Source organism: Pseudomonas sp. F2 (assembly GCF_057174385.1).
This window is the reverse complement of the sequence record NZ_CM169904.1, coordinates 1,707,735-1,727,364: the sequence shown is the minus strand read 5'-3', so window position 1 is coordinate 1,727,364 and position 19,630 is coordinate 1,707,735. Positions and strand designations below refer to the sequence as shown.

Here is a 19,630-nt window from a genome sequence, read left to right as displayed (position 1 = left end):
AAAAGTGTCGTAACGGTAATAAGTGGCGTAGTTCATGTCGTGATTCCTCAAAGTGTCTGGTGTGTTGCTGAAAAAGTGGGGGCCTGAAAAAACAAAACCCCCGGTCGGGAGGCCGACCGGGGGTGAGAATTCTCTGGTAGGCGACCCGTTTTCATGGGCGCCGTTTGGGTATCAGGCGCGCCAGTGGCTAAACCAATACCCAAAATAAAAGCTGGCAGGAGCACAAGCGTCATTCACCCGGGCAGCCGCAACCGAGCGCAAGGCGCTGGCGGAACGAAGCTGTGAGAGGGCGTTGAACATGGTTTGTCTCCAATGAATGCGCCGAGCTTACTAGAGCCCCATGCGCCTGAGCAATCAGAAATTGCTATCGCGCCTACATGACATTTCCTATTGCTTGAGTGCCGCAGGCGTTGTGACACACTGCGTATTTGGCACAATCCCAAGGATGAATAATGTCAACGTTCACCATCGCTGCAGCTCAATCGTTCTCCGTTGCCGGTGATCTGGCGGCGAACATCGCCCGTCATTTGCGCTTCATGGCCGTGGCAGCGGAGCAGGGCGTCGAGTTGCTGGTGTTTCCGGAGCTGTCGCTGACAGGTTACGAAGGCCAGATGGCTGCAGACATGGCAATTGATCCGCAGGATTCGGTGCTGCAACCCTTGCGCGATTGCGCGCGCGAGCTGGGTCTCATAGCGGTGGTCGGGATGCCGATTCGCCTGAAGGGTAGCTCCAAGGTATGGATCGGCGCGCTGACGTTAGGCAGGGATGGTTCTCTCGAGGTGTACAGCAAACAACATCTGCACAGTGGCGAAGAGCTGTTCTATGCCACAGGTGCTGGTGGTTCGTCCTTGCGCATAGGCGGCGATACCGTCGCGCTGGCGGTCTGCGCTGATTTTTCCCACGCCAGCCACGCGGCAGCGGCTGCCGTTGCTGGCGCCGACCTGTACGCAGCAGGCGTGCTGATTGGCGAGAAAGGCTATGACGTGGATAGCGCGATATTGCAGGGCTACGCCCATAAGCACTCGATGGCGGTTCTGATGGCCAATCACGCCGGGCTCACGGGTGGATGGCAATCGGCGGGTCGCAGTGCCGTCTGGTCTGAAGACGGCACGCTGGTTGCCGCCGCGCCAGGGCCTGGTGAGCTGTTGGTCGTTGCGCGACGTGATGCCGGCGCATGGCTGGGGCGGGTAGTTCCGGTGGTGGCGGGGCAATGACCTGGCATTTGCGTCGCGCCGAACTGGCTGATCGGGTATTTGCCCGAGAGCTGACGTGCCAGAACATGCTGCGCTATTACATTGGCCACGATCTGCTGTGGCAGGACCAAGCGTTCGAGGTTGCCTGGGATGGACGGGACAATTGGCTGATCATTCTTGACCAGATTCCTGTGGGATTTTTCAGCCTCAGTCGCGATCGCCGGGCGTTGTATATCCGCGAGCTGCAAATAGGCGAGGCGTTTCGCAGGCAGGGGGCTGGATCCTGGGCGATTGATCAGGTTATTGCCATGGCCCGCGCTGAAGGACTGCCGGCGCTGCGTCTGACCGTATTCAAAAATAATCCTGCGCAAAGCCTGTATAAGAGAAAAGGCTTGAATGTGTGTGGCGAGGACGAGTGTTTCCTGAGGATGCAGCTTGATTTCGGTACACCTGTGCTCTGAAACCCACGGCTGGCAAGCCTTCAATGATTAATTGAAACTTTTTAAATGACGCTTGCCGCTAGGTCTGTCTGGCAGTTTTTGCTAAGGTGTCCGGCATCCCAATAAGACCATATCGCGAGGTGTCTGCTTGATTAGGGTGCTAGTGGTCGATGACCATGATCTCGTTCGTACAGGCATTACACGTATGCTGGCCGATATCGATGGCTTGCAGGTGGTTGGACAGGCCGAGTCCGGGGAAGAGTCCCTGATCAAGGCCCGTGAGTTGAAACCCGATGTGGTCCTGATGGACGTAAAAATGCCCGGTATCGGTGGTCTCGAGGCCACGCGCAAGCTGTTGCGCAGCCATCCGGACATCAAGGTTGTCGCTGTCACGGTGTGTGAGGAGGATCCATTCCCTACACGTCTGTTGCAGGCAGGTGCCGCCGGCTACCTGACCAAGGGCGCGGGTCTGCCGGAAATGGTTCAGGCCATCCGCTTGGTGTTTGCCGGCCAGCGTTACATCAGCCCGCAGATTGCCCAGCAACTGGCGATCAAATCGTTCCAGCCAACCAATGACTCACCGTTCGATGCCTTGTCCGAACGGGAAATCCAGATTGCGTTGATGATTGTCGGCTGCCAGAAGGTGCAGATCATCTCCGACAAGCTCTGTCTGTCGCCGAAAACCGTGAATACCTATCGCTACCGGATCTTCGAAAAACTGTCGATCAGCAGTGATGTCGAGTTGACGTTGCTGGCCGTGCGCCACGGCATGGTTGATGCCAGCGCCTGATCATGACTGAAATATTCGATTCCGGCGCCTTCCTGGCGACTGTCAGTGGGCGTCCCGGCGTCTATCGCATGTTCGACAGCGAGGCACGCCTGCTGTATGTCGGCAAGGCCAAGAACCTCAAGAAGCGACTGGCCAGCTATTTCCGCAAGAGCGGACTGGCGCCGAAGACCGCTGCACTGGTCGGGCGTATCGCACAGGTCGAAACGACCATCACCGCCAATGAAACCGAGGCATTGCTGCTTGAGCAGACGCTGATCAAGGAGTGGCGGCCGCCGTACAACATTCTGTTGCGCGACGATAAGTCCTATCCCTATGTATTTCTGTCTGACGGCCAGTTCCCACGGCTGAGCATCCATCGTGGCGCGAAGAAGGCGAAGGGCAAGTATTTCGGCCCATATCCGAGCGCCGGGGCCATTCGCGAAAGCCTCAGCCTGCTGCAAAAGACCTTTTTCGTCCGGCAGTGTGAGGACAGTTACTACAAGAACCGTACGCGCCCTTGTCTTCAATATCAGATCAAACGCTGCAAGGCACCTTGTGTCGGTCTGGTTGAGCCGGAAGTTTATGCCGAGGATGTGCGCCACTCGGTGATGTTTCTTGAAGGGCGCAGTCACGCGCTGACCAATGAGCTGTCAACGGCGATGGAAGAGGCGGCGATCAATCTCGAGTTCGAACGCGCCGCCGAGTTGCGTGACCAGATTGCCTTGCTGCGCCGGGTCCAGGATCAGCAAAGCATGGAAGGCGGTACGGGCGACATCGATGTCATTGCAGCCTTCGTCAACCCGGGTGGCGCGTGCGTTCATTTGATCAGCGTGCGCGGCGGGCGAGTGCTGGGCAGCAAAAACTTCTTTCCACAGGTGGGTATTGAAGAGGAGGTTGCCGAAGTCATGGCGGCGTTCCTCGGCCAGTACTATATCAGCAGCCCGGAACGCGACTTGCCGAGCGAACTGATCGTCAACGTCGTGCCCGAAGACGCCACGGCCCTGATCGACGCCATCCACGAGTTGCGCGGTCGCGAGCTGAGCATCAGCCACCGGGTGCGTGGCACGCGGGCGCGCTGGCAGCAGTTGGCGGTCACCAATGCCGAGCAAGCGCTGGGTGCGCGCCTGGCCAACCGTCAACACACGGCTGCGCGCTTCGACGCGCTGGCAGAAGTACTGAACCTGGATGAACCACCGCAGCGCCTCGAATGCTATGACATCAGCCACTCCAGTGGCGAGGCGACTGTCGCCTCTTGCGTCGTGTTCGGTCCGGAAGGTGCGATCAAATCCGACTATCGGCGTTACAACATTGAGGGCGTCACCGCGGGCGATGACTATGCGGCCATGCACCAGGCCCTGACCCGGCGCTTCAGCAAACTGAAGGACGGGGAGGGCAAGCTGCCGGATATTCTGCTGGTGGACGGCGGCAAGGGACAATTGTCGATGGCCCGCGACGTGCTCAACGAATTGGCGGTGCCGGACCTGATCCTGCTGGGTGTGGCCAAGGGCGCAACCCGCAAGGCAGGTTTCGAAACTTTGTATCTTAATGATGCCGCCCATGAGTTCACTTTGCGTGGCGACTCACCTGCGTTGCACCTGATCCAGCAGATTCGCGACGAGGCACACCGGTTCGCGATCACTGGCCACCGTGCGCGGCGCGGCAAAACCCGCCGTACGTCGACGCTGGAAGGTGTTGCAGGTGTAGGGCCGACCCGGCGTCGGGACTTGTTGAAACATTTTGGTGGATTGCAGGAGCTGTCTCGTGCAAGCATCGAAGAGATCGCCAAAGCACCGGGGATCAGTAAAAAGCTCGCAGAGTCGATTTATGCAAACCTGCATAGCGAGTAGAATGCCAACTCACCTCGTAGCCAGTTGTGCCGATGAATATCCCGAATCTGATTACCGTTCTACGCGTCCTGCTCATCCCGATCTTCATTTTGCTGTTTTACCTGCCTTATCAGTGGAGCTACATGGCCTCCGCCTCGGTGTTCGCCTTTGCGGCGGCCACTGACTGGCTCGACGGCTATTTGGCTCGTCGCCTGGAACAAAGCACGCCGTTCGGAGCCTTTCTCGATCCGGTTGCCGACAAGCTGATGGTGGCCGTCGCTTTAGTACTGCTGGTTCAGGAGCACGGCAACTTGTGGCTGACACTTCCCGCAGCCGTCATCATTGGCCGTGAGATTGTCGTATCGGCCTTGCGTGAATGGATGGCCGAACTGGGTGCCCGCGCTCATGTAGCGGTGTCCAATCTCGGCAAGTGGAAAACCGCAGCGCAGATGCTGGCGCTGGTGATCCTGCTGGCCAATCCAAGAGACTTCAGTTTCTGGGTCTTGCTGGGTTATGCCTTGTTGATGATCTCGGCAGGCCTGACGTTGTGGTCGATGGTTCAATACTTGCGGGCCGCCTGGCCGCATCTGAAAACCGACGTTGAAAAGAAATAAAACTTTTTTGAATCAAAGGGTTGACGGGGCATCTGAAATCTATAGAATGCGCCACACCAAGCGGGAATAGCTCAGTTGGTAGAGCACGACCTTGCCAAGGTCGGGGTCGCGAGTTCGAGTCTCGTTTCCCGCTCCAAGTTTGTACGCGGTTGTTGTGGTGCTACTAAACAGCAATCGTTTGAGGCCGAGTAGCAAAATGGTTATGCAGCGGATTGCAAATCCGCCTACGCCGGTTCGATTCCGACCTCGGCCTCCACTCTAAACAAGCTCCGTAGATCCATGATTTACGGAGCTTTTTTATTTCCAGTGCGCTGCAAGATTTAGTCTTGAAATCAACCACTGTGAACTTGCTTCACCGGGACGTGATGTATATATTTCCCGCTCTGCTTTACAAGGCTTAACGCTGTCGGGTTTGCTGATCGACTGCTTTGAGCACTACACCGCGCTACCGCCCGAATGGCGAAACTGGTAGACGCATGGGACTTAAAATCCCCCGCTCGTAAGGGCGTGCCGGTTCGATTCCGGCTTCGGGCACCATGAATATCAAGGGCTTGCATGACATTCCTCATGCAAGCCCTTAGTTCTTTTTTCCGCAATCAAAAAATCTTTTCCGCAATTCGTGACCGCCAGTCACTTCGTAGGGGTAACCTTCATCCCCTTGCGCATTCGGATGTACTGTTCTGTCATCCCAACGGTTGTATGTCCTAGCTGGTCCCTAGCTTCTCGGATGCTCCCCGTTGACTCCTCCTTATCCGTCGCCGCTTTTGCTCTTAGGTCGCGCATCTGAAATTCTGCTTTTGGAATTCCGGCTGCTTCCCTGGCGTCATCAAACCGCTTTCTGAGCATGCTGGTCGTCATTGGCTGCCCAGAGTCGATTACTACCAGACGTGTTGATCTGATTTTGTGCCCAGCCTTTCGCGTCATGATTCGATCGATTACGACTTTGAGCTCACCAATGATCTCGATCCTTCGTTTAGCCCCGGTCTTGCCTTGCTGAACGGAGAGCTTTCCGTCTTTTATGTCTCGCTCATCCATCTTCAATGTGTCTGCGATCCTCTGGCCTGTTAGGTAGAACAGGTCCAAAGCGTCCCTCAATGGCTGATCAGCATGTCGGTAGGCTCTCGCAAGTACGTCGTCTTCAACATATATGTCGCGACCGGTTTCTTTGTTACCTTTCACGCCTGAGCAAGGATTTGCCAAAGATGTATAGCCATTCTCGCGAGCAAAGTTCCAGATGGAGCTGAGTAATGCCTTCTCCCGATTCGCGCGAATAGGTGCTGTCTTGCCACGGTGACGAAGGTACTGGCTGACATGCTTCGGTTCGATAGCTTCTAGAGGGGCGGGCGGGTCGTTGAAGAACAGAAGAAGGTTTTTGAGTTCGCGCGCGTTGTCTTTTTGGGTGGCGTGGGCTTTGGTGGGAACCACCTCATTCATATAAAGCTCGGCTACGTAAGCAAAGGTAAGTACGGTTTGTGTCAGGGCTTGAGAGACGCGGCTTTTTTCGAGCTTTGCGTACTCTAAGATGGCCAGGCCGTAATCCGTACCTAGCGGGATCTCCTTGCGTGGTTTCCCGCCAGTGTCGTAAAGGTAATAGGTTGTGTTGCCGCGTTTTCTCTCGCGCAGGCGAGGAATGCTCCCCGGCTTTGTTGGTCTTCTACCCATTCATCCCACCAGGCGCGGCTGCCACGTTGGAGTTTCTGTCGCGTTGGTAGTTGCTCCTGTCAACGCGGACGCAATCACGCAAGGCCAGCCATTGCGCTTGATGGTATGGCGAATGCCATTGCGCTTCAGCACCATAATCTGACCGGCTTTAGTTTTAGCTCCGGTCAGTTCGCAGACTTGCTCATGGCTAAGAAATTGAATACTCATGCTGGCTCCTTGCTAGGAAATGCAGATCGCTTCGAGTGCGCTTGCATTGCGGCCTTGCCGCCCTCGGTTCCTGGGTACAGCTGCGCAGCCATTACAAGCGCCTGTTCGCGCAGCGATCGGGCATCACACTCGAGCTTCTTGCCGGTACGAAAGGCGCTGAAGGTCTCGGCGGCGATCCGCAGCAGCTCGCCGATATCGACCAGCGTCTGGTGCTCGGCCAGGCCGAAGAGTGGACCTGCTTCAAATCGTTTGCAGGTGTGTGCCAAGCGCGTGTGATCGGCCCGGATGAACTGCAGGGAGGCCTGGAGCTCGCGGATGGTTTTGGCGCTTGCGGCGCGCTGGATGTCTTCACCCTCGCGCAGGCCGGTCTCCAGGCCATCGCTGCGGCCCATGATGTAACCGCCCCAGAGCAGCAGGGCGGCCAGAACTATCAGGGTGATGAGTGCACCGATTTGTATTGGGGTCAGCATGTGGTGTGCTCCTGGGATTGTCGTTGGCTGGTGGTGACAGCCGTCAGTGGTGTGGGGGCAACAGGGCGTTGGCCGTCGTGCTGTCGCTGCATGTCTTCATCCGCTTTGTAGGCGCGGATGTCGATCAGCGAGGCGACGTGGCGGATGTGCGCGTACTTCAGCGCCTTGCGGCTGGTGTCCAGCGTGGTGATCGGAAGCTGGATCCGGCCGCTGTTGATCTCCGTCACGAACGACTGCTCGTTGAGATTGCGAAAGTACTGCTCGCGGACTTTTTCCAGCGGGATCAGGACGTCACCGAAGATGCGATAGAGCAGTTCGACGGTGGCCGATTCGGGCGCCGGATGCAGGCGGAGCGGGTTCTGTGCAGCGTTACTCATGGCCTTGTCGAGCCTCCTTGCGTTGTTGTCGTGCCGGGTGGTTCCAGGCGTTCAGGCAGTGGCATCTGGTCAGCTCGCGCAGATGTTCGGGCACTTCGAGGAGCGCGGCGTTGCGCTCCTCACGTGTGCGCATGGCAATGATCTGGCGGGCGTACTCCCTAGGCCACGTCACGGCGATCTACCGGGATGGCAGGAAGATCGATGTCCAACTGCTCGGCCAGCCAACGGATACCGGCCTGCTTCACCCGAGTCGACTGGCTGTACTGCATTCCGTGTTTCTCGTCGTACCAGGGGCTGTCCTTGACCCGCAGGTACGCTTTGTCTCGCTTCGGGTTTGCCGGCAGGTTTCCCTTGAGCAAACCTTTTTCCCGCATGAGAGCGATCAGTTTGGGGCGAGTGAGGCCGAGTTGAGCGGCTGCTTGGGCGAGGGTGCGTTCCATAAACTGTTCCTCAAGCAGCATGCGCAGCAGGAGTGGCCGCTGCAGCAAGGTGGTTGATGGACTCAATGAGTTTTGCGTAGATCTCGACATCGGGGGCGTACAGGGTGAAGCAACGCGTATGCGGGCTCTTGTTGCCGATGCTCAAGATGGCGGTGGCGCCGCGGCGTGAATGGGTGCGATGCAGCGCCACATACAGGGGAAGCTCGAAACCCATATCGAGACTCAGCACACCGCCGGTGTGCACAAGTTCGAATACGCGCTGCTTGTCCAGGACTTCAAAGCGGCCGTATTGACGATCTGCATGCGGGCGATGCACCAGGTCACTGGAGTTGCTCGCGTCGAACGGACCGTTGGCAATCTCTTCGATGAAGTCGGCGAGTTTGAGGTGCATCTTCTTGTCGTTTTGCAGGGTCAGCGTGTGGCGTTCGCTGCCCAGCTCCACGACAAAGGTGCTTTCCACTGTGCCGCGCTCAGCCTTGAGGCGAAACGCCAGGCAATCACGCTTCGGTACTGTGCGCAGGATGTGGTTGAAGGTCTCGGTCAGATTGACCTGGGCATTGAGCAACTGCAGGGTGCGGTTGTCGATCTTGTACTTGATCATGCCGCGCGCCCTCCGCCGTTCGGGTCGAAACTTTTGGCAGGAGGGTGACGTTTTTTGAAGGTCTTGGTGCTGATAAAAGCGCAGCCAGTTTCTCGGGCCAAACGGCGAACCTCGAAAATACGGCAGGGATCAGCGATGGTTGGGTGCAGGTGAATAGTAGCTTTGGTATGCATGAACTTTGCTCGCTCTGTGGTGAAAGAGTGAGCGCAAATTAGCAACAGCTAATCTGTTTCGCAATAGCAAATGCTAAATTTCAGATCTCCAAGTACTTTGACGCCTTCAAAATAGCGCCTACGTAATGAATTTTTTCGACGAGCTTTTCTTCCAAGAAGATAGGAGGGTAGCTGTCGTTAATGCTGTCGAACCGAAGTTGACCGTCCCGGTGATAAATGAACTCTTTCACCATCGCCCTACCGTCGGTGGTCCTCACGAGTACCTCATCGCCAGTTTGATAACGATGATTCGGCTCAATAAGCACAAACTCCCCGTTTTTGATGCGTGGGTGCATGCTGCTTCCCACGACTTTCAAGCCATATGCATCGGGATCGGAACTGATGATTTCCAAGTAGCCATCGCCATGCCCAGGGGGGTACTCAAGCGCGTCGAAATAGCCGTCAGTACCCAACATTGCCTTTCCGACTACGGGCACTGGGGCGGGGCGCCGTTGCTCGCTTGCTTCTCGCTCCTCAGCGGTTCTAAGGGCGGTTTCGTTGATGGTTGCATTGAAGAAAGCGGGGTGGGGCAAAACTGGGGGCTTGAGGCCAAGAGCTATCCAAGCGGCGGTGATTTGATGCTGATCCTCGGCCGAGTAGGTTCCCGTGGTAAGCAAATCAGCAGGAATTGCGAGCTTTTTAGCAAGGTTCGTGGCAGCCCGGTCACCCAACGTCCGGTGCCCGTTCAGGATCTGAGAAATGTACGAAGCGTCCACATCTGCATGCGCTCCGGCAAAGTCCTTGAGTTGGTTTTCACCAATCAGGGCTTTAAGAATCGTGAGGCGTTTTTCGTAGATATTCATATAGGGAATCATCGGTGCTCCGTTAGCAAAATGTAAATTACGTTTTGCTATTGCGGGCCGGATTAGCAGTTGCTAATCTTGTGTGGAATAGGGGGTTAGCAATGACGCTTCTCGAATACATAAAGATCCTAGACGACGCACAGCTCAAGACCTTTGCCTCTCGGTGTAATACCTCAGTCGGCCAATTAAAGCAGGTCGCTTATGGCAATCGTCGGGCGAACGCAGCTTTATCCATTTCGATTGATCGACATAGCAGTAGTCGAGTGACGTGTGAGTCGTTAAGGCCAGACATTGATTGGCAATATTTGCGAATGCAGGCACCAGCTAATCAAAGCGTAGAAAACGCTGCATAGAAAAAAGGCGACCCAAGGGTCGCCCAGTTTCTCCCGACAGCATCACCACAATGCGGTCGGGCCGCGATGTCGGAAGGTGAGCACACCACATGCCGCCGACCTTCATCGCGTTTCCAAGGCTCGGAAGCCTTGGTGTTGCTGCCGTTCTTACCACAGAGCTGGCAGCTGTTGCGCCAGGGGTGAACAACGGATTGTTCGCCCCGGCACGGTGCCGGTCATCCCCTGCAAGGGTTCCCGGCGTTTGGGCCATACCAAGCCACGCGACAAATGTATCACCACTCCCTGTCGCGCGGCACTGGCAACTTTTAGGATTAATGCCATGAGCCGAATCGCTCTCAGTTCTCTGGAACGGGCGCAGCGGGAAATCCTGCCGCTCGATTTAGCGCTGTACCACGCCGCTCGCGATTACCCGGGCGGCGCTGCTGCCATTGCAGCCACGACCGGTCGTAACCCGACCACGCTGCAGCACAAGTTGTCGCCGACCCACCCTAGCCACTCCATCAATATTCAGGAGTTTGGCGAGATCCTCGAACTGACCAAGGATCGCCGCATTCTCGATGCGGTGCATGCGCTGGTCGGTGACACGATCTGGCAGGAATTGGCCGACACTTACACCAACGATATGCCCGAGACCCTCACCACGGGTATCGCCGAATACTTCCGCCAGGTCGCCGATCTGGCCGAGACCTGGGCCAAGAGCATCGGTGACGGTGTCGTCACCGATCAGGAACTCGCGGCGATTCGCCTGCAGGTGTTCCGGGGTATTCAAGGTCTGCTGGGTTTGTTCAACCGCGCCACCTACGTCAATCAGACGACGCGAGGTGCTGACCGTGGCTGACATCGCCGATTTCGCCAACGATCTGGTGCAGGAACGCATCGATCAGGCCATGGCCGCGCGGAGCGCTGCCAAAGCCGAAAGCGCTGCCCATTCCTTGCTGTTCTGTGAAGCGTGTGACGACCCGATCCCGGAAGCGCGCCGCCTGGCTCAACCGGGTTGCTCGCAGTGCATCAGCTGCCAATCCCTCTCTGAGCGGGGGATTCAGCATGCTCGATGAGGTATTGGGCCAATTCGCCGATTACGGTCTGGAGCCAGCGCAACCGCTGGTGTTCGGCAAGCTGACCCGCTGTAAGACATCGCAGGACAAGGGCAAGGAAAAGAACGGCTGGTACGTGGTCCACGAGCAGCGCACGGAGAAGGGCGACACCCTGATCTTCGGCGCCTTCGGTGACTGGCGTTCGGGCGAGACACAGAAGATCAAAGTCAAGGCCGGTCGCATGTCCTCCGAGGAGCGCGAAGTGATGCGCGCTCGCCAGGAAGAAGCCAAGCGCCGCGCCGCCGAAATCGCGAATAACGCTGCGCGACGGGCCGCGAAAAGGGCGCAGGGTTTGTTCGAGCGCATGCCGACCACCGGGCGTAGCGATTACCTGGACCGCAAGCAGATCGTTGGTATCAATGTCCGTTACGCGCCGCGCACTGGTGCGGTACTGGTGCCGATGAAGAACGCTCGCGATCAGATCATGGGCCTGCAGGTGATCTTCCCGAACAAGCAAGAAGACACCGGTCGCGACAAATCCTACTGGCCTTACGGCATGGCGAAGGAGGGCACATTCCACCTGCTCGGTCCGCACCCGGTACCGGGCGAACCGGTGCTGGTCTGCGAGGGTTACGCCACCGGCGCCAGCCTGCACATGGCGACGTCGCTCGCTGTGGCCGTGGCCTTCGATGCGGGTAACTTGCTGGCCGTGTGCAAGGTCATGCGCGAACGCTTTGCCGGCTGCCCGCTGATCATCTGCCGCGATGACGATTGGAAAACCACTAAGCCTAATGGCGATGCTTGGAACCCTGGCGAGGAGAAGGCGAGCAATGCTGCGTTGATCGTCGGTGCCCAGGTGGTCGCGCCGATCTTCTCGGTCGAGCGTCACGACAAGTGGACCGACTTCAACGACCTGCACGTCGCCGAAGGCCTCGACGCGGTTCGCCGCCAAGTGCTCGCTGTGGTCCGTCCACCTGCCGCCGGTGGCTGGAAAGATCAACTGGCTCGCAGCGAGAGCGGCGCCCTGATCGCGCACATGCAGAACGTCGAATTGATCCTCGCTCACGATGAACGCTGGGCTGGGGTAATCAGCTACTGCGCCTTCAGCTCGAAGATCGTCAAGCTGCGTGCTGCGCCTTATGGCGGCGGTACCGGCGAATGGGCCGACATCGATGACGTGCGCGTGATGAAGTGGCTCGCGCAGCAGTACAACCTGCGTGTGAAGTCCTCGCACGTGATTGAGGCGGTCAGTGTCGTGGCTCACGACCACGCGTTTCACCCGGTGTGCGAGTACTTGAAGAAACTCGAATGGGATCGCGTGCCGCGCCTGGAGCGCTGGTTGACCGATGTCATGGGGGTGAAGGCAACCGATTACACGTCCAAGGTCGGCAAGCGCTGGATGATCTCGGCTGTGGCACGGGTGATGAAGCCCGGCTGCAAGGCGGACTCGGTGATGATCCTCGAAGGCGTACAAGGCGCCGGTAAGTCGACCGCCATGAGCGTGCTCGGCGGTGAGTGGTTCATGGATACGCCGTTTGCCCTCGGCGACAAGGACGGCTTCCAGGCGATTCGCGGCAAGTGGATCGTCGAGCTGGGCGAACTGGACAGCTTCAACAAGGCCGAGAGCACCAAGGCCAAGCAGTTCTTCTCGGCGTCGACCGACACCTACCGCGAAAGCTATGGCCGCAGAACCCTGGACGTGCCACGTCAGTGTGTCTTCGTCGGTACCACCAACCAGGACGAGTACCTCAAGGATGCCACCGGCAACCGTCGTTATTGGCCGGTGGCCTGTACCAAGGTCGACGTGGCGTTGCTGCGCGAGATTCGCGATCAGCTGTGGGCCGAAGCGATGTTCTGCTTTGAGGCCGGCGACCTATGGTGGGTAACGCGAGAGGAGGCGCCAATGTTCAGCGAGGAACAGGACGAACGCTTCGTGGTGGACGAATGGGAAACGCCAATCCTGACCTGGCTTGAAGAGTCGCAAATCGGCGAGACCACCACCGGCAGTGAGGTGATGAGTCAGGCACTCAAGCTCGATCCCGGCCACTGGGGCAAACCAGAGCAAATGCGCGTGGGTGCGATCCTGCATCGATTGGGCTGGCGGCGGTTCCGTTTGGGCGCCTTGAGCAAGAGCGGCCAGCGGCCTTGGGCGTACAAGAAACCGGAGGGTTGGGGCAGGGCGTCTGCGCTGCAACGGGACGAGTTCGAGGAGCCATGCTTCGATGATTAAGGCGATCGATATGGCCCTCAAACAATGGGCGCAGGAGCTGCACAGCGACGAGGTAGCTGCCGGTTACTCGGGCGGCAATATGGTCGCCATGATGATGGAGAGCGGTGGTCAGCTGGTGCGCGGCAGGCGAGGAAGCCGGGTACCGCTCGAGGCGTCTCTGGACATCGAACGCATCGTCAAGAAACGCCTCGATCCCGAGCTGATGACCGTGGTGCAGGTGCATTACTTCCAGCCTGACGCGCCCTTGGCGGCACGTCTGACGCGCAGTGGCTGCACGCGCAACGTTTACTACCAGCGTCTGCACGACGCCCACATCGTGGTCGAGCACTTCCTCCTGGGGGAAGCGGCTTGATCGTGGGCATCCCTTTGGCTCACGCCGTCCCACCGACCTGCGTCCGTCCTACTGCTTTTGCAGTCGTGGGACGGGCGCAGGCCCCGTCGTTGTTGGGCTGTCCCACCGTCCCACCTTTTTTGCCTCCCACCCGTGTATGCGTAGCGGGCACAGGTACGCGCGTTCACGCGCACGCGTGTTTTTTAAATTTCTCTCTATACACGAGAAAAGAGAAAGAAAAGTAGGACGGTGGGGCAACGCCCCAATCTGCGGGACTTTCAGACGTCCCACCTTGTTTTAGAGAAGTGGGACGTATGGGACGCCGTTAAATCAACAGAAGCAAAAGCCAGCCGGGTTGAGATATTCACCGACATTCGCCAGTCGTTCACCAGGCGTCACCCACACATTCACCGGATGGCATTAAAACGGTCTTGCTGCCAGCAGAATCGAGCTGTAAAAAGGGGCCATCTTCGATGGGTGCGACCACAAAGCGCGGCAGGCCACCCACCACCTGACCTGGCCAGAGCGCAGGGTCTTTTTGTTTAAGGGGCAGGGCCATGACGAACGAGCAACAGGCGCTGGCAGAAATGCCCATCTGGTTCGTGATTGCCCTGTCATTAGTTGGCGGCGTGTCCGGCGAGATGTGGCGCGCTGACAAGGATGGGGCAAGAGGCTGGGCGCTACTGCGCCGCCTTGCACTTCGGTCCGGTGCCTGCATCGTCTGCGGCGTGTCGGCGATGATGTTGTTGTTTGGCGCGGGCCTGTCGATCTGGACGGCAGGAGCCTTGGGTTGCCTGACCGCAATGGCCGGCGCGGACGTCGCCATCGGCTTGTACGAGCGCTGGGTCGCCAAGCGGCTGGACCTGAGCGAGGCCGAGCCGAAGGCATGATCTGGGTAGGCCGGGTGGGGCGCCGATTTTTCCGGGTCCTCCCCGAGGGCCGCCCCCTACACGGGTTATCGAACTCGCGGAATCTCTCTAGCTGAAACCTTCGCAGGGATGTCCGTCTTTCCAAATGGAAGACGTCACTCAGCACTGATACCGATCACGTATGTGGCGGTTGTAGTAAGAGCCTTTTGATGTGGCAGCCATCAAACCTTGATGCACTGCTGGGGGAACACCGCAGAAGTCGTAGGAGTGGCCTTGTTCAAAGCGGATTTTCATTCGTCTTGTCGCTGGGTCGTAACCAACAGCGGTCATCGCACTGGATCGCACGGCAATCATCTCCATGACTTCTCTCCCTTTGACAGATCGTCAACAGAGACTAGTCGAGCGAGGCGGATCTGCAGCCCAGGCCACCGAAAAGTCGCCGGGGACCCTGACGACTTTCAAAGGGCACGGGGTCGGAAACCCGCGGGATCTTGTTAGTGGGAGGCCCGCCAGCTTACTGAAATTTCAATCCACTGAAATCTTGAAAGGATTCATTGAAAAGCCGCTGAAAAGGAGGGCTTATGAGCGTAACCACGTACTTGTCTAAAAGCGCCTTCGCGGCGCACATCGGCCGATCACCGAGCTACATCACCTGGCTGAAAGAGAATGGCCGCCTGGTTCTGTCACCCAATGGTAAGCAGGTCGACGTGCTGGCCACTGAAGCGTTGATCCGTGATACCGCTGACCCGAGCAAGGTTGCCGTATCTGCTCGCCACCAACAGGAGCGGCTTCAGCGTGATGTGTACAGCCACGTCGCAGCTCAATCCGAGCCGACCAAAATGGCTGCGCCGCCGCCCGTTGATCCTGCGCAAGGGCAGACTCCGGACTTTCAGAAAGCACGAGCGCATCGAGAGCACTACCTGGCGCGGATGGCTGAGATGGAGTTTCGCAAGGCGCAGGGTGAACTGGTCGAGATCAGCTTCGTGCAGAAGGCTGCCTACGAGACGGCACGTTCGCTCAACCAATCGCTGATGAGCTTGTCGCCTCAATTGGCGCCGCAGCTCGCCGCGCTGTCGGATCCATGGGAAGTTGAGAGGCAGCTAACGGCTGCGCTGCGGCAGCGGCTTAACGAAGCAGCTCAAGTGTCCAGTGACGACTTCGGATTCACATTGAGCGAAGTCTAACGATATGCGTGCTGACTTGAGGTCACTCGATTGACATCGCGATTGTGCGCCAGTGGCCTCATTTTTTTGAGCTCATTCTGAATTCCAGAGCTGCTTTACTTGGATGGTCTGACACGTTTTCGGGAAGAGTAAGGAGTCTTTGATCCAGCGAAGCATACTCGCTACTTTTCCGAATGCGCTCCGAGATCTGAATCGACAAATTCTTTGGGTCGATCCAAATCAGTCCCAGATCGAACAGCGTATGAATGTCAGCTCGTAGGAGCAGCCCGTTCGAGATCATATCTGTCTGATCACCCTGGTAGGGGTGTATGTGAGCGGCCTCAAGCGCCGGTTCAACATCGCATCCTGTTATGGCACATCTTCCCTTGTAGGCTTTCAACAACATGGCCCTAAAACGAGTCTGGCCACGACGCTGCACGATTGCGGCGAAGGTCCGCTCGCGTGAGTCGGTGACGTCTGAAGGATCGAATGCCCCTTGAGTGCCAAGCTTCCTCTCCATCTCATTCAGATCGACGTCGTAGCTATCGGCGCCTTCGCGTTTTAAAACGAATGAGGTAGGTTTAGAGCCAGAAGCGTCTTCGTAACAAAAAGCTCCTTCGTATCGGAAGCCCGCGCCGGAGTACTCTTTTCTCGTTCGACGATGGAAGACCAACAACTCCAACCCCAGTTGCTTATGCTGGAAAATGAGATGGTCAGTGCGTCCCTTGGATTGACCTTCCATGCGCAGCGTGTCATCCGTAAGGGTATCAACGTACTGGGTTCGGTCAGGTGTCTTCTGTTCAGTCACAAACAACCAAACCGAATCGTATCCCTTGGGCCGAAAGATACCGGTTTTGAGGGTGGCGTCTTTGATTCCGAAAAGCTGGCTGAGATCGTTTCTTGTGTAGATCGCGCCGGGCTTTAGTCGCGCTGATGACAGGTTTTCCATTGGGCGTTCGGCTCTGTTGATGATCATAAAAGCAAATGTGCTGGTCCTTTTAACCTCGGACGTTGAGTCTACATCTGCTTCCGGTATGCATACGACCCATGCATATTAAGCAGTGCCGTGTTGGTCAAACGCATGAGCGTTCTCCGACTGTCGTACGAGCCAGCACTGGGCCCACATTCATGATTCAAAGTTGCTTTGTTCGGTGTTGGACGCGGAGGGGATTTGGATTAGCTGTGCCGCGAGGTATGGATATCGTCGGTCTTGATGCATGAAAACGAGTGAGTAGTGAGCCTGTCGCGTCTCATGTGCGAACTAGGATACTCTCCTCGCACTCGCTTAGATGAATCAGCAACTGTCTGCAGCGGCCCTAGGGATAGGGCCAAGCCATAATTACAGGAGTTCAAAATTGAATAGACGTTCGCGTAAGGCGCCCGCAAGACGGAAGAGTGACTGGAAGATAACGTTAGTGACGTTCACACTCGTTGTTGTGATTGCGGTGGTTGCCGTCTCAGCAATCGTTCAAAATCGAGGGTTTCGTGTTGAAGTGAATCCCAAACAGATAGGCTTAACGTTGCAACCAGCAGAGCAACCCAGCCCCTCTATGTCCACTTACAATCCCTCCTCTCCCATCGTTACTGGACCTGGTGCGCATGTCGTAACTGAAGCCAAAGGACCGAACAGGTCGCAGGCTACTGGTACCACTCCGAACAGCGGGATGTCCACCCAGGGTGCGGCCTCACCAATCGTGACCGGGGAAGGCGCGGTGGTTAAATCCACTGTCGATACACGACCATGATGAAGGAAAAAGTTCGCTGGGCGGTGATGATGATTTCGGTGCTTGCATTGCCTCAGTTTGCTCTGGCGCAATCTCAGAATATGCAAACCACTGGACCGTGCTCGTCGATCGTTACTGGTGCGGGTGCATCCGTTAGCAGCACGTGCATTGGCATCACGAAAGAAGTGCTGAAGCGTCTTAGCGAAACCACAGCCGTGAGCAAGGGCCGCGGGCTTGTTGTTAAAGAGACTTGGCTCAGTCCTACTGTGATGTTCGGACAAACCAGCGATGGGCAAAAAGTAAATGAGCAGGTTTACATTACAGTCCGTGTCACAAACATTACGGCGGCGCCAATGCTCCTGACGGCAGCTAAATGGGAGATTGTGCAGGCGAGGAATTTGTCGAAGGGCGGCGCCTCATTCTTCTCCAAGAATTTGTTGTGGCCCGTGATTTCGATGAGCAAGCCGATCAAAATCGATGCTGGAGAGCAGGTTGATGTCGAGTTCGCTGAGGGACTGGAACTGAATGGAATGGCGAGCCGCATTCGTAAGAACCGAGATATAGACACTGCTTATACGTTGCCTGGGAACCCCATGCGGATCAACGGCGACCGATACGTCAATTGGTTCTCTGAGCAAATGAGCCTGCTGTACGGCGAAAAAGCCCAGTTGCGGCTCACGCTTTATGAGGGCGACTACAAGTCTGCCGCCAGCGTTCTAGTGCCACTTAGCCAGGGCGTGGACTTCTTCTACCATGGAGAAGCGGTAGACCAAAAAGGAAACGTTCAGTACGCGCCTCGCCTGGCTTACGATGCCTTTCTGGGTCAGTACCTCGAAATGCGTGAAAAGATGGAGCCAGGCTTTCGTATAAACACTCCGCCAACTAGGGTGATCGAGGTGATACCCGATCCTAACGTTTGGGGTAAGCAAAGGTATCGGGATCTCGGAGTTCAAGAGCAGCCGGAGGAGTAACGTGCTGCGTTGGAGTTTAGGGGTAAAGCTTTCTAGAGAATTTCAACCGCAGCGTTAAGTCTGGTTGCCCAGACTTAACGCTGAAACTATGGGTGATAGTCGGCACACCCTCATGAAGCTCCATTCAGAAAACTCCTTTCGCCCAACGTATCTTGAAATCTTCTAAGGGAAATCGATAACCGCATCGTCAGTGCCCCCGCGCTTTTAGTCGCTCGCCGACTCTACGACCTCAGTAGAAGCACGAGACTCATTTCTTTTTTGGTTACCTTGCGGCGTTCGTTAGAATTCCAGTAACCTATTAATAGGCACATTCGGTAGGTGCCCGCCGTCCACTCTTAGCAAAGCAATAGCGCTATCGTGATTTCACCCGTTTCAGACAAGCCCTATATTGGGTTCTCGTAGTGGACAACAGGCCCAGCCCCTGGAGGCTGATATGCAACACGCCCTTACTTTCGCTGACGTACAAAGCGTCAAGCGCCTCGCGAAGCAACTCAAACAAGCGCATCCAGAACTGCCTCACGGTAAGCGATTAGACCTTGCCGCGGCGGAGTTTCTCGGTGTTCGCAATTATAAAGAGCTGAACAGCCGGTTTCAGGCAGTGATCGATCATTACCTGGATTCACCAGGTGGTCCGAATGCTGTCGCACATTGCCTTTACTGTGACTTCCGATTTGCTGCTGATCTTAGAAGCGATCAAAAGGAGCATCGCGAGATTCATGAGCGGATCATGGAGGTTCACGAGATCACTGGCTATCGCCCAGGAACTTACGTGGAGCGAGAAATCTTGAAAAAGGAAGGCCACACCAAGGCGCGCAGTGCCGATCTCTTGGAAGATCGTATTGAGGGGGCGCTGCTAGTTTTGCGCGGATGGTTTGATCGTTCATACCACAATACTATCGAAGCAGGACAATGGCGTAAGCACCCTTCCTTCGAGGTATACGTGGCCATGATGGTCCCGTATATGGAAGAGCTTTTTCCTGAATTGGCTCCCTCTCTTGCGCAGCGCTACGGTCGTACTCCTGGCGTGATTGCACGCGGCCAGACCAACTGGTCGCTGCGATAGTAAAAAATAAGGCCCAGCTTCGGCTGGGCTTTTTACAGGTCAGGTCTCGACGACAGGGCTACCACCACTCGCTAGGCTCCCGTTATTGGATGGCTGCTGGAGGCTGCACCACTGCTTGATAGCTACTTCCGCTCCATACGCGGCAGTTCTTAGCGCCGAGCGCGCTTTACCCATACATGTATAAAAGGTCGTCGATCAGCTCTAGCTCCGGCTGTGTGTACTGGACTTTGTTGTACCGTCTAATGTCCTCAAGCACACCTCTGATCGGAACTTGACGC

Annotated in this window: 23 protein-coding genes and 3 tRNA genes; 17 read left to right on the top strand and 9 right to left on the bottom strand. The window is 56.7% G+C overall.

The window, feature by feature from the left end:
- The first annotated feature begins 452 nt into the window (after positions 1-452).
- The 8 genes from AC193Q_RS07625 (at position 453) to AC193Q_RS07590 (ending at position 5,379) form a co-directional block, all read left to right on the top strand.
- Positions 453-1,214 carry a carbon-nitrogen hydrolase family protein gene (locus AC193Q_RS07625; RefSeq protein WP_121185758.1) on the top strand — a complete coding sequence of 254 codons (762 nt, stop codon included), beginning with the start codon at positions 453-455 and terminating at the stop codon, positions 1,212-1,214.
- Positions 1,211-1,654 carry a GNAT family N-acetyltransferase gene (locus AC193Q_RS07620; protein WP_121185756.1) on the top strand — a complete coding sequence of 148 codons (444 nt, stop codon included), beginning with the start codon at positions 1,211-1,213 and terminating at the stop codon, positions 1,652-1,654. The genes AC193Q_RS07625 and AC193Q_RS07620 overlap by 4 nt, the downstream gene beginning before the upstream one ends.
- Positions 1,655-1,781: 127 nt before the next feature.
- The gene (gacA, locus tag AC193Q_RS07615; RefSeq protein WP_024012761.1) at positions 1,782-2,423 is read left to right on the top strand and encodes a response regulator transcription factor GacA; all 642 of its coding nucleotides are present in this window, start codon (positions 1,782-1,784) and stop codon (positions 2,421-2,423) included.
- Positions 2,424-2,425: 2 nt separating this feature from the next.
- Positions 2,426-4,249 carry an excinuclease ABC subunit UvrC gene (gene uvrC / locus AC193Q_RS07610; RefSeq protein WP_121185754.1) on the top strand — a complete coding sequence of 608 codons (1,824 nt, stop codon included), beginning with the start codon at positions 2,426-2,428 and terminating at the stop codon, positions 4,247-4,249.
- A gap of 32 nt (positions 4,250-4,281) precedes the next feature.
- Complete coding sequence (gene pgsA, locus AC193Q_RS07605) at positions 4,282-4,842, top strand: CDP-diacylglycerol--glycerol-3-phosphate 3-phosphatidyltransferase (RefSeq protein ID WP_003225417.1); 561 nt, start codon at positions 4,282-4,284, stop codon at positions 4,840-4,842.
- Between the two features lie 60 nt (positions 4,843-4,902).
- Positions 4,903-4,978 (top strand) — tRNA-Gly (locus tag AC193Q_RS07600).
- 46 nt (positions 4,979-5,024) lie between these two features.
- Positions 5,025-5,098 (top strand) — tRNA-Cys (locus AC193Q_RS07595).
- Positions 5,099-5,292: 194 nt separating this feature from the next.
- Positions 5,293-5,379: transfer RNA gene (locus AC193Q_RS07590), tRNA-Leu, on the top strand.
- Between the two features lie 93 nt (positions 5,380-5,472).
- On the opposite strand, the gene AC193Q_RS07585 is transcribed toward AC193Q_RS07590, so the two are convergent.
- The 7 genes from AC193Q_RS07585 to AC193Q_RS07555 form a co-directional block, all read right to left on the bottom strand.
- The gene (locus AC193Q_RS07585; protein ID WP_056785472.1) at positions 5,473-6,504 is read right to left on the bottom strand and encodes a site-specific integrase; all 1,032 of its coding nucleotides are present in this window, start codon (positions 6,502-6,504) and stop codon (positions 5,473-5,475) included.
- Positions 6,505-6,711: a DUF4224 domain-containing protein gene (locus AC193Q_RS07580; RefSeq protein ID WP_060843854.1), complete on the bottom strand. Its 207-nt coding sequence runs from the start codon at positions 6,709-6,711 to the stop codon at positions 6,505-6,507. It abuts the gene before it with no gap.
- Positions 6,708-7,181 carry a hypothetical protein gene (locus tag AC193Q_RS07575; protein ID WP_483879392.1) on the bottom strand — a complete coding sequence of 158 codons (474 nt, stop codon included), beginning with the start codon at positions 7,179-7,181 and terminating at the stop codon, positions 6,708-6,710. The genes AC193Q_RS07580 and AC193Q_RS07575 overlap by 4 nt, the downstream gene beginning before the upstream one ends.
- Entirely contained in the window at positions 7,175-7,558 is a 384-nt protein-coding gene (locus AC193Q_RS07570) for a pyocin activator PrtN family protein (protein WP_483879391.1), read from the bottom strand. The genes AC193Q_RS07575 and AC193Q_RS07570 overlap by 7 nt, the downstream gene beginning before the upstream one ends.
- A 158-nt stretch (positions 7,559-7,716) precedes the next feature.
- Positions 7,717-7,998: a phage antirepressor KilAC domain-containing protein gene (locus AC193Q_RS07565; protein ID WP_483879390.1), complete on the bottom strand. Its 282-nt coding sequence runs from the start codon at positions 7,996-7,998 to the stop codon at positions 7,717-7,719.
- Positions 7,999-8,008: 10 nt separating this feature from the next.
- The gene (locus tag AC193Q_RS07560) at positions 8,009-8,599 is read right to left on the bottom strand and encodes a hypothetical protein (protein WP_483879389.1); all 591 of its coding nucleotides are present in this window, start codon (positions 8,597-8,599) and stop codon (positions 8,009-8,011) included.
- A gap of 253 nt (positions 8,600-8,852) precedes the next feature.
- The gene (locus tag AC193Q_RS07555; RefSeq protein WP_102688073.1) at positions 8,853-9,614 is read right to left on the bottom strand and encodes a S24 family peptidase; all 762 of its coding nucleotides are present in this window, start codon (positions 9,612-9,614) and stop codon (positions 8,853-8,855) included.
- A gap of 101 nt (positions 9,615-9,715) precedes the next feature.
- Between AC193Q_RS07555 and AC193Q_RS07550 the strand changes: the two genes are divergently transcribed.
- The 6 genes from AC193Q_RS07550 (at position 9,716) to AC193Q_RS07525 (ending at position 14,452) form a co-directional block, all read left to right on the top strand.
- On the top strand, positions 9,716-9,967 hold the full coding sequence (locus AC193Q_RS07550; RefSeq protein ID WP_483879388.1) for a helix-turn-helix domain-containing protein: 252 nt from the start codon (positions 9,716-9,718) through the stop codon (positions 9,965-9,967).
- 319 nt (positions 9,968-10,286) lie between these two features.
- Positions 10,287-10,805, top strand: coding sequence for a phage regulatory CII family protein (locus tag AC193Q_RS07545; protein ID WP_009049401.1), 519 nt, complete (start codon positions 10,287-10,289; stop codon positions 10,803-10,805).
- The gene (locus AC193Q_RS07540; RefSeq protein WP_008080171.1) at positions 10,798-11,022 is read left to right on the top strand and encodes a TraR/DksA family transcriptional regulator; all 225 of its coding nucleotides are present in this window, start codon (positions 10,798-10,800) and stop codon (positions 11,020-11,022) included. Before AC193Q_RS07545 ends, AC193Q_RS07540 begins: the two co-directional genes overlap by 8 nt.
- Complete coding sequence (locus AC193Q_RS07535; protein WP_483879387.1) at positions 11,012-13,231, top strand: VapE domain-containing protein; 2,220 nt, start codon at positions 11,012-11,014, stop codon at positions 13,229-13,231. The genes AC193Q_RS07540 and AC193Q_RS07535 overlap by 11 nt, the downstream gene beginning before the upstream one ends.
- Positions 13,224-13,583: a PA0613 family protein gene (locus AC193Q_RS07530; RefSeq protein WP_134023329.1), complete on the top strand. Its 360-nt coding sequence runs from the start codon at positions 13,224-13,226 to the stop codon at positions 13,581-13,583. The genes AC193Q_RS07535 and AC193Q_RS07530 overlap by 8 nt, the downstream gene beginning before the upstream one ends.
- Positions 13,584-14,119: 536 nt before the next feature.
- A complete protein-coding gene (locus tag AC193Q_RS07525) occupies positions 14,120-14,452 on the top strand; it encodes a phage holin family protein (RefSeq protein ID WP_483879386.1) in 333 nt (110 codons plus the stop codon).
- A 138-nt stretch (positions 14,453-14,590) separates the two neighbouring features.
- On the opposite strand, the gene AC193Q_RS07520 is transcribed toward AC193Q_RS07525, so the two are convergent.
- Positions 14,591-14,791 (bottom strand): KTSC domain-containing protein, encoded by a 201-nt coding sequence (locus AC193Q_RS07520; RefSeq protein ID WP_483879385.1) that lies wholly within the window; start codon positions 14,789-14,791, stop codon positions 14,591-14,593.
- Positions 14,792-15,012: 221 nt separating this feature from the next.
- On the opposite strand from AC193Q_RS07520, the gene AC193Q_RS07515 reads away from it, so the two are divergent.
- Positions 15,013-15,615: a terminase small subunit gene (locus AC193Q_RS07515; protein ID WP_483879384.1), complete on the top strand. Its 603-nt coding sequence runs from the start codon at positions 15,013-15,015 to the stop codon at positions 15,613-15,615.
- Positions 15,616-15,673: 58 nt separating this feature from the next.
- Here the strand turns inward: AC193Q_RS07515 and AC193Q_RS07510 are convergent, their stop codons facing one another.
- Positions 15,674-16,543 carry an HNH endonuclease gene (locus AC193Q_RS07510; RefSeq protein ID WP_483879383.1) on the bottom strand — a complete coding sequence of 290 codons (870 nt, stop codon included), beginning with the start codon at positions 16,541-16,543 and terminating at the stop codon, positions 15,674-15,676.
- 792 nt (positions 16,544-17,335) lie between these two features.
- On the opposite strand from AC193Q_RS07510, the gene AC193Q_RS07505 reads away from it, so the two are divergent.
- The gene (locus AC193Q_RS07505; protein ID WP_483879382.1) at positions 17,336-18,289 is read left to right on the top strand and encodes a hypothetical protein; all 954 of its coding nucleotides are present in this window, start codon (positions 17,336-17,338) and stop codon (positions 18,287-18,289) included.
- A 433-nt stretch (positions 18,290-18,722) separates the two neighbouring features.
- The gene (locus tag AC193Q_RS07500) at positions 18,723-19,352 is read left to right on the top strand and encodes a hypothetical protein (protein ID WP_483879381.1); all 630 of its coding nucleotides are present in this window, start codon (positions 18,723-18,725) and stop codon (positions 19,350-19,352) included.
- Positions 19,353-19,630 lie beyond the last annotated feature (278 nt).